We start from the raw sequence: 9250 nt of genomic DNA on the forward strand, positions 1-9250 counted from the left end.
AGTGATCCTTTCAGAAAGCTTCCTGTCGTTCCTCGGCATCGGCATCAAGGAACCGCAGGCGAGTTGGGGCAACCTGATCCAGACCGGCACATCGGCGATGGCCACAGACCTGCGCCTGCTGCTTTTGCCCGGCACTCTGCTGGCTGTCGTCCTGTTTTGTCTCAATTTTATCGCCGACGGACTGGCGGAGGCCTTCGACCCCAATGACCGCTGAACCCCTTTTGTCGCTGCGCGGGCTGACCGTGCGTTTTCGCCTGCCGGATAGCGAAACCGTCGCTGTCGATGGGATCGACCTCGACCTGGCGGCAGGCGAGGTGCTGGGCATCGTCGGCGAGAGCGGCTCGGGCAAAAGCCAGGTGCTCTATTCCCTGATGGGGTTGCTCGCCTCTAATGGCCGGGCAGGCGGTCAGGCGCTGTTCGAGGGGGTGGACCTCTTGTCCCTCCCGCGCCGCCAGCTTGACAGGGTGCGCGGGCAGGACATCTCGATGATCTTTCAAGACCCGATGACCTCGCTCAATCCCTTCCGTCGGGTTGGCGACCAGATCGCCGAGGGGCTGATCGTGCATAAGGGGCTTTCGCGCGCCGCCGCCCGCGCCGAGGCGGTGCGGATGCTCGACCGGGTGCGGATACCAGACGCCGCAAATCGCGCCCGCCGCTTTCCGCACGAGTTTTCGGGCGGGATGCGGCAACGGGTGATGATCGCCATGGCGCTGCTGGCGCGGCCCAAGCTGCTTTTGGCCGACGAGCCGACCACTGCGCTCGATGTCACAATCCAGGCCCAGGTGCTTGATCTGATGGCTGAACTTGCGCGCGAGACTGGGACTGCGATTATCCTTGTTACCCACGACCTTGGCGTCGTCGCCCGGCTTTGCGACCGGGTCGTTGTGCTTTACGGTGGGCGGGTGATGGAGGAAGCGGGGGCCGAAGCGTTGTTCGCAAGTCCCGCACATCCCTATACACGCGGCCTTCTCGAAGCGACGCCGCGGCTGGAACAGGTTCTGACGCCGCGATTGGGCACTATTCCCGGCACCCCTCGTTCGGGTGGTGGCGACGTGGCCGGTTGCCCCTTTGCGCCGCGCTGCACTGCGCGAATAGCACGCTGCACGACAGAGCGCCCGGCGTTCCTAGAGAGGTCGCACCTCGGCGGTGCCCGCCGTGCTGCCTGCCATCTCATCCCGGAGGTCGCTGAATGACGCTTCTGGAAACCAAGTCACTCGATGTCGGCTATCAGGTCGCGGGGGCGGGCCTGTTCAGCGCGCAGCGCTATCTTCCGATCGTGCATGACGTGTCGCTGACGCTTGATACCGGGCGCACTTTGGGCGTGGTGGGCGAAAGCGGATGCGGCAAGTCAACCTTAGGTCGGGCGCTGCTGCGCCTCACCGCGCCCCATGCGGGACAGGTGTTCTGGCAGGGCGAGGATATGGCCAGCATCGCCGATTTGCGGCGACGTCGCGCCGAGATGCAGATCATCTTTCAAGACCCGATCGCAGCACTCGACCCGCGGATGACCTTGGGTCGCATCGTCTCGCGCCCGCTTGCTACCTTCGAGCCGGGCCTCTCGCGCATGGCCACGCGCGCGCGCGCCATCGAGGCGTTGGGGCAGGTGGGCCTGTCGGCCGATTTTGCCGACCGCTATCCGCACGAACTGTCGGGTGGGCAGGCGCAGCGGGTGGGGATCGCACGCGCCATCGTTGGCCGGCCAAAGCTGATCGTCTGCGACGAACCGGTCTCGGCGCTTGACGTTTCGATCCAGGCGCAGGTGATAAATCTGCTGATGGATCTGCAAGAGCAGATGGACCTTGCGCTGGTGTTCATCTCGCACAACCTCGCGCTGGTGCGCCACATCAGCCACGATGTGATGGTGATGTGCCTCGGGCGCGTGGTCGAGACCGCCTCGCGCGACGCTTTCTATGCGCGCCCGCTGCATCCCTATTCGCGCGCACTGATGCAGGCCGTGCCAGAGCCCGACCCGGTGCGCGAGAAGGGGCGCGTGGGGGCTGCGTTGCAGGGCGAGTTGCCCTCGGTGCTTGCACCGCCGCCCGGCTGCGTTTTTGCCTCGCGTTGCCCGAAAGCGGTGGCGCTTTGCCACCAGACGCGCCCAGAGCTTGCCCCCGTGCTCGACGGGCGCAATGTCGCCTGCCATTTCCCGGAGATTTGACATGACTACCTTTCTCGCCTCCAGCTGGGCCGCCGTGCCCCGGTTCGAAAGCGTTCGCGCCTCGCGCGATGGGGCTTGGGGCTTCTGGTCTTGGGCTGGCGCGACTGAAACGGACGAAATCTGGGCAGCCCCGCTTGACGGTTCGGCCCCACCTCGGCGGCTTACCTTTGGCACCGATCACTTTCACATCCGCGATGTCTCGCCCGACGGCAGCCGACTGATCTTGGCGCAATCGCCGAATGCCAACGAGCACGATCATCTGGTTCTGCTTGAGCGCGAAACGGGCGAGCTGACCCGGCTGACCCCGGCGCAGAACACGCATTACGTCTACGGCGGTGCGTTTAGTGCTGACGGCAGCGCTGTCTATTTTGTCGCCGATTACGACTACGATAATCACGAGGCAGTCGCGGGTGGCTGGCTTTGGCGCCAAGATATCGCAAGCGGTGCGCGCACTTGCCTCGCGCGTTCAGAGCGGCATTTCGAGCAGGGGCCCGAGCTTTCGCCCAATGGTAGCCGACTGCTCTGGCATCGCCACGAACACGACCCCGGCGCGACCCAGCTTTGGGTGCTGAACGCCGACGGCAGCGACTGCCGCGAGGTGCTGAACCTTGGCCCCGCAGTCAACGCCCGCGGCACCTGGCTTGATGACGACAGGATCGGTTTCGTGGCCGACCACGGCGGGCGCGACGGGCTTGGCATCCTGACACTTGCGAGCGGCGCGGTCGAATGGCTGGCCGAAGAACCTGCGTTCTGCCCGCATATGGTGCTGGCGGGAAACGGCTCTGCCTTTGCCTGCATCCACCACGAAGAAAGCTGGACCCGCGCCGCGCTGGTCGAAGGTGGCAGCATCACGCCGCTGCCGAACGCCTCGGGTCGGCGCAGTCTTTTGCCACATGCGGCGCTGCCCAATGGCGGCTGGCTTGCCGAGGCCTACGACGCCGACGCACCGCACGAGTTGGTGGTGGTGGCGGCTGACGGCAGTTGCCAAAGCATCGTGCGCCCCGACAAGGAAGAGCGCCATTACGTAGCCCCCGTGGATTTCCGCTGGGCCGCGCCCGACGGTATGGCAATGCAGGGCTGGCTCTACCGCCCCGAGGGGCGGCCGAAGGGGCTTATCGGCTATGTCCACGGCGGGCCGACCTGGCATTCCGAGGATTGGGTGAACCCCAAGATTCAGTTCTGGGTTGCCGAGGGCTATGCGGTGCTCGACCCGAACTATCGCGGCTCTACCGGCTTTGGCTATGCCCACCGTGAGGCGGTGAAGGAAGATGGCTGGGGCGGGCGCGAGCAAGACGATATCCGCGCCGGGCTGGAAGCGGCGCTGGCCACCGGTATCCCCGGCCCGGTTGCCGTAGCGGGCAACAGCTACGGCGGGTTTTCGAGCTGGTATGCCATCACGCGCCACACTGATCTGGTCGCGGCGGCGATCCCGATGTGCGGTATGTACCGGCTCGACATCGACTACAACGAGACCGAGCAACCGCATCTGCGCGCTTATTCCGAGCAAATGATGGGTGGCACGCCCGACGAAATGCCGGAAAAATACGCCAATGCCTCGCCCGGCCGGTTCATCGACGACATCCGCGGCCATCTTCTGATCGTCCACGGGCTGGCCGACACCAATGTCGGGCCCGAGAACACCCTGACCGCGATCCGAGAGCTGACTGAGGCGGGCATCGCGCACGAGACGATGCTGTTTGCCGATGAGGGCCATGGCGTGGCTCGGCGGTCGAACCTCGAAACCTATCTGCGCACAAGTGCAGACTTTCTTGCACGCGCTTTCGCTCAGGCCGGGGTCAACGCCAACCCAAGCGAAAGGGCATAGGACCCCGCGCCAGCTTCAGGGCCAAGTGGCTGGCGAGGATCAGCACGGGGCCGGATCGACCAAGATGCCATGTCCGCTTGGCTTGCGTGGCGGCGCGGGGCAGCGTTCCGGGCTGCGTTGATTTGCCCCGCCGCGCTGTTGCGGCGGCCCGACCCGCAGTGTACAAAGAGCGCTCGCCCTGTCGCGCCTGCGCGATATCGCTGAAGACATGGTGTGAGGTCAGGGGACCATCGCACAATGCAACAGCGCCCGCTCGCCGAAAGCGACCGCCGCGCGTGATCGCCCAGCGTCAATTTGTCAGACGCAAGGGTTGCGCCTTCGGATCGAATATTTGATGTTAACTACGTCGCATTTGCAATGCGATTGTCCGAAAAGAAAGCCGCGTATTATGAATATGGAAGCCCTCGCCAAAGATGAAACGGGCTCTGTGCAAGCGTTTCTGATGGACGTTCTTGGGCAACTTCTGGCGGCTACAGACGCCGAGGTCGATGCGGCTTTGCGTGCGACGCTAGGCGCTGCAGGGCGTTACCTAGATGCCGCGCGGGTGTGCGTTCTGCGTGGGTTGGAGAACGGCGCGCCGCGCATCAGCCATGAATGGCAATCCTGCCGATCCCCCGAAAAGTTGCGGCCATTTGCGAAGAAAGAGCTTCGTGCCCTAGCCGCTATGGTAGGCGATGCGGCACCCGGCGCGATCATAGCAGAGCCGAAAGGGTTTCCGGCTGCGGGCAAGGGCCGCCCAGCCGTTGGGGCGCTTGCGCTGATGCCGCTGCATGTGGATGGCGCGCTCAGAGGCATGTTGCTGTTTGAGGCGCGCACACCGAGCGGCACCCTATCTTTGAACGTTCTGAATCAGCTTTCACCACTTGCCGCGTCAATGGCGCAGATTCTGCACCGTCGGGACCGTTGCGAAGATGCAAAGCGCAGCGCCGCCGACAACGCGGATGAGCTAATGCGCCTGCGCGCGCTGGCTGGTAACCTGTCTGATGTTATGCTCGAGGTCGATGCCGACGGTCGGTTCGTCTATGCTCAGGCCAGCAACGCCGACTATCTGCTGGCGCCTGCCGAGCAGGTCGAGGGCAAGACGATTGAAGAGGTATTGCCTCCAGAGCTTGCCTCGAAATGCCGCAAACTTATGAGCGTGCTCGATACCGGTCAGCGACCGGGCGACATGCAATACCAGATTGAACTTCCGACGGGAACGCGCACCTTTCGGGTTATCTCGATGCTGATACCTGCGACAAGCGCGATTAACGCCACAAAATACCTGCTGATCAGCCGCGATATTTCTAGGGAAGCAACGTTGGTTCGCGAATTGCGGCAACTGAGCGAAGTTGTCCGCCGCACCTCGAATATCGTGGCAATCACCGACGCAGATCAGCGGATCGAATGGGTGAACGATGCCTTTACGCGGCGCACCGGTTACACGCTGGAGGAGGTGCGGGGCAAGCGGCCCGGGCCGCTCGTTCAATTCGAAAAGACCGATCAAGCGACGGTGGCCAAAATCCGCAAAGCATTGCGGGCCGGCAAGACGGCGCGAGGGGAAATCCAGAACCGTTCTAAATCGGGGGAAGAGTATTGGCTTGATCTGAATATCGAACCTCTACGCGACGATCAGGGAGTCCTGATCGGGTATATGGCGGTGCAGACCGATATTACAGAGCGCAAGCAATACGAGACGTCATTGGAGGCCGCGGTTAGAATAGCCGAGGCGTACCAGCACCAGCTTACCGCCGCCATTGAAGCGCTTGATGAAGGCTTTGTCCTTTATGACATCAACGACCGGATGGTGATCTGCAACCAACGCTTCAAGGACTTCTATCCACTCAGCGCGTCGATAATGGTGCCCGGCGCAAGGTTCATAGATATAATTCGAAGCGAGCTCGCACATGGGCAGCGCCCCGAGGCGATAGGGCGCGAGGAAGCTTGGCTTGCCGAGCGATTGGCCGGGCGCGAGGCGGGAGGAAGTTCTTGGATTCAGGAACTGCCCAGCGGGCGGGTGCTTCGCGTTACCGAGCCGCGCACCCCTGACGGTGAGTTGATCTCGGTGCATACCGATATTACCGGGCTCAAGCGCGCCGAACAACGCCTTTTGAACGTTATCGAAGGTGCGCAAGTCGGTACTTGGGAACTGGACGTCACCACTGGCAAAATGACGGTCAACTCAATTTGGGCTAAAATGCTGGGCTTCAGTTCAGAAGAACTAGGGCTGATCGACCATGAAAAATGGTCGAAACTGACCCACCCCGATGACCAGCCAGTTGCTTGGTCAAAAATCGATCTTTGCCTGACCAAGGGCCACGAAACCTTTCAGGCCGAGTTTCGCATGCGCCACAAGGAAGGGCACTGGGTCTGGGTTGACAACCGTGGCCGCGTCATTCGCCGCAACGCCAGAGGGCAAGTCGAATATGCGGCGGGCGTGCAGATTGATTTCAGCGAGCATAAGGCGCGCGAAGAGGCCGAGATTGCCGCCCGGCAGGAGCTTGAAAAAACAGTCGCGGAACGCGCTGCCGCCGAGCAGCGCTTTGTCGACATTGCTACGATGAGCGACGGCTGGTTCTGGGAACAGGACGCCGATCTGCGTTTTACCTATGTGTCCAACGAAAGTCTTCTAATGGACTTTATTGGAACTGAGGCTTCGATCATCGGAACCGGTCGCGATGATTGGTTTAAAGACAATCCAAGATTGCTGATGAGCGGAGACTGGGCCGAGTTGGCCGCCAAGTGTACTGCACGCGAGCCATTCCGCAATTTCCTTTATTGCGTCCGGAGCACGGCAGATGGGCAGGTGCACTGGGTGCAGATCAGCGGGGTGCCGGTTTTTAATAGCGCGGGTGTTTTTCAAGGTTATCGCGGTGTCGGAGCTGACGTGACCGAGCTTTTGCGCACCAGGACGGAGGCCGAGGCCGCAAACCGCGCCAAATCGGTTTTCCTTGCCAACATGAGCCACGAGATTCGCACACCTCTCAATGGCGTGCTTGGCATGGCAGAATTGCTGGAAAACGCGCTTGTGGAAGACGCGCACAAGCGCATGATCGGCATCATTCGCCAGTCTGGCCAGACGCTTCTGAAGATTCTGAATGACATTTTGGACATGTCGAAGGTCGAGGCGGGCAAACTGACACTCGAACAGCTGCCGTTTCAACCAGCCGAAATTGCGCAGCAGATCGAAGATCTCTACAGCCTGCGCGCGCAAGAAAAGGGTGTCGCATTCGAAGTGCTGACAAGCACGGGCGCGCAGCAGTGGCGCATCGGCGACCCGCATCGCTTGCGCCAAATACTCGACAACCTTGCGAGCAACGCGATAAAGTTCACCGAGAGCGGCGAGGTTGTGATCAAGTTTGGCGGCTGCAAAGGCGGGCATTTGATCATCGAGGTGCGTGATACTGGTATCGGCATGACACCAGAGCAGATCGCGACCCTGAGCCAAGAGTTTTCGCAGGCTGATAGCACCATTACGCGGCGCTACGGCGGAACTGGGCTTGGCATGGCGATCACGACCAAGTTGGTCGAAATGATGGGCGGCACGATTTCGGTGACGTCTAGCATAGGTGTCGGCACAACGGTTCGGGTCGATCTGCCGCTGCCTTGTAGCCAAGCTGACAATGCCCGGCCCACAAACGATACACCCTCAGAAACGGTGGCCGGCGTTCGCGTGCTTGCCGCCGATGACAATGAGACGAACCGAACAGTCATCGAGGCGATGCTGCAACACGCGGGTGCTGAGGTCACGATGGTTGAAGATGGGCTTCAGGCGGTGAACGCTTGGGCAAATGGGCGCTATGACATCGTTTTGCTCGACATCTCGATGCCGGTCATGGACGGCATGACCGCGCTGCGCAAGATCCGCGAACGTGAAGCAGAAAGCCGCGCGCCCGAAGTGCCGATCATCGCGGTGACAGCAAACGCAATGTCGCATCAGATCGCAGAGTTCTTGATGAACGGGTTCGACAGTTGTCTTGCCAAACCGGTCGAGCTGTCCGCATTGGTGAAGGCGATCCGGTCGCTTGTCAGAAACCGCTGAGCGGTTGGTAGCTGCCTTCGCGAAAGGGGCTATTCGTCCAGAATACTTTCCATGCCTTCCAGAAGGGTCTCTAGCATCGGCGATGCCTTGCGCCAGATGTCGGCAACCGGTTCACCCGCTGCAAGCGCGTGCTGGATCGTGGTTTCTAGGGTTCCGGCATTGCTGCCAATGCCCGGATATCCAAGAGGTGCTGCAACGCCTGATATTTTGTGCGAAATCTCGGCCACATCGCGCAGCGCCGCGGCCCCGCCCGAGCCTTTCTCGATGGCTTGGCGAAGGCTTTCAAACGCCAGAATCCGTGGCACCAAAAGCTCGCGAAATCGCGCGAGGCCCGGAACGGGTGCATCGGGGGCCAGTTCCCAATCTGATCCTTGGTTCGGCATGTCCCCCTCTCTAGAAACTTCTTAGCCGGCAAGCAACCGTATCTTGGGCATCTTGCGCGGGGTCGGCTGCGCTGCGCGGATCGCTTGATCGAGAATCTTGGTCGGCCGGTTCAGCGAGAATACGGAACCGCGAATAAGCTCTCCGACCCGCACTTCGGGTAGGGGAAGCCTGTCTGCCTGATAGATGTCTTTGAAATCACTGAGGGAAAAATTGATGTTTTTTTCCAGCTCTTCCAGATCTGTAGAAATAGACCGGCTTGCCAAGCCAACGAAATTGCCGTTGCCCGCGTAGGCCAGCAGCATCTGCGTTGTCTTGAGCCCGTCGCAGATTGCGAGCGCGACATCGCTTAGCATGGCGATGAAGGTGGGGGCGTCGGCTCTGGTGTAGATGATTGCGGCATTCGGCACATGAATGCCCAAAGCGGCATAGGAATAGGCGCTTTTGCGCCCAAGGGTCAGCAGGTAGTTTTCAAGCGCCATAAGCTCGATTGCGCGATCGATCCCGGGGATCAGGAACGGTTCATCAAACTCTATCTGCTTCTCGGCCGCGCCGACCGATAGGCCGTTCTGAAGCGCGTAGTCCGCAAGCCGCTTGCGTTCCTCGTGCAGCCGCGCGGCCATGCCGATGCGGGCCTTGAGCTCTAGCCTGTCAAGCGGCTTGGTGATGTAATCGGTGGCCCCGGCAGCAAAAGCGCCGTCAATAAAGACGCGCCCCGACATGGCCGTGACCATCACGATGGGCGTGCGGCGATAGATCTGCAACTTTCGGATCCGCGCGCAAAGCTCGATCCCGCTCGTTCCAGGCATCTTGATATCAAGCAGGAAGCAATCGAACGCAGGGCTGGCCTTGTCAATCCAGCCCA

At 61.3% G+C, this 9250-nt stretch carries 6 protein-coding genes and 1 pseudogene; 5 read left to right on the forward strand and 2 right to left on the reverse strand.

The features are described from left to right. From ABY403_RS09320 to ABY403_RS09340, 5 genes and pseudogenes are all read left to right on the forward strand, one after another. Nucleotides 1-214: pseudogene (locus ABY403_RS09320) on the forward strand (ABC transporter permease); the annotation flags it as partial. Continuing rightward, the gene (locus ABY403_RS09325; protein WP_372840515.1) at nucleotides 204-1193 is read left to right on the forward strand and encodes an ABC transporter ATP-binding protein; all 990 of its coding nucleotides are present in this window, start codon (nucleotides 204-206) and stop codon (nucleotides 1191-1193) included. The pseudogene ABY403_RS09320 and the gene ABY403_RS09325, both read left to right, overlap by 11 nt. Beyond that, nucleotides 1190-2158 carry an ABC transporter ATP-binding protein gene (locus tag ABY403_RS09330; RefSeq protein WP_372840516.1) on the forward strand — a complete coding sequence of 323 codons (969 nt, stop codon included), beginning with the start codon at nucleotides 1190-1192 and terminating at the stop codon, nucleotides 2156-2158. Before ABY403_RS09325 ends, ABY403_RS09330 begins: the two co-directional genes overlap by 4 nt. A 1-nt stretch (nucleotide 2159) precedes the next feature. After that, entirely contained in the window at nucleotides 2160-3983 is a 1824-nt protein-coding gene (locus tag ABY403_RS09335; protein WP_372840517.1) for a prolyl oligopeptidase family serine peptidase, read from the forward strand. A 388-nt stretch (nucleotides 3984-4371) separates the two neighbouring features. Continuing rightward, entirely contained in the window at nucleotides 4372-8004 is a 3633-nt protein-coding gene (locus ABY403_RS09340; protein ID WP_372840518.1) for a PAS domain S-box protein, read from the forward strand. Nucleotides 8005-8033: 29 nt separating this feature from the next. On the opposite strand, the gene ABY403_RS09345 is transcribed toward ABY403_RS09340, so the two are convergent. Then, nucleotides 8034-8387: a hypothetical protein gene (locus tag ABY403_RS09345; protein WP_372840519.1), complete on the reverse strand. Its 354-nt coding sequence runs from the start codon at nucleotides 8385-8387 to the stop codon at nucleotides 8034-8036. 21 nt (nucleotides 8388-8408) lie between these two features. Next, the coding region (locus ABY403_RS09350; protein WP_372840520.1) for a PleD family two-component system response regulator at nucleotides 8409-9250 on the reverse strand (842 nt) is incomplete at its 5' end.

It is taken from the genome of Phaeovulum sp. (assembly GCF_041596715.1).
Taxonomy (GTDB): Bacteria; Pseudomonadota; Alphaproteobacteria; order Rhodobacterales; family Rhodobacteraceae; genus UBA6213.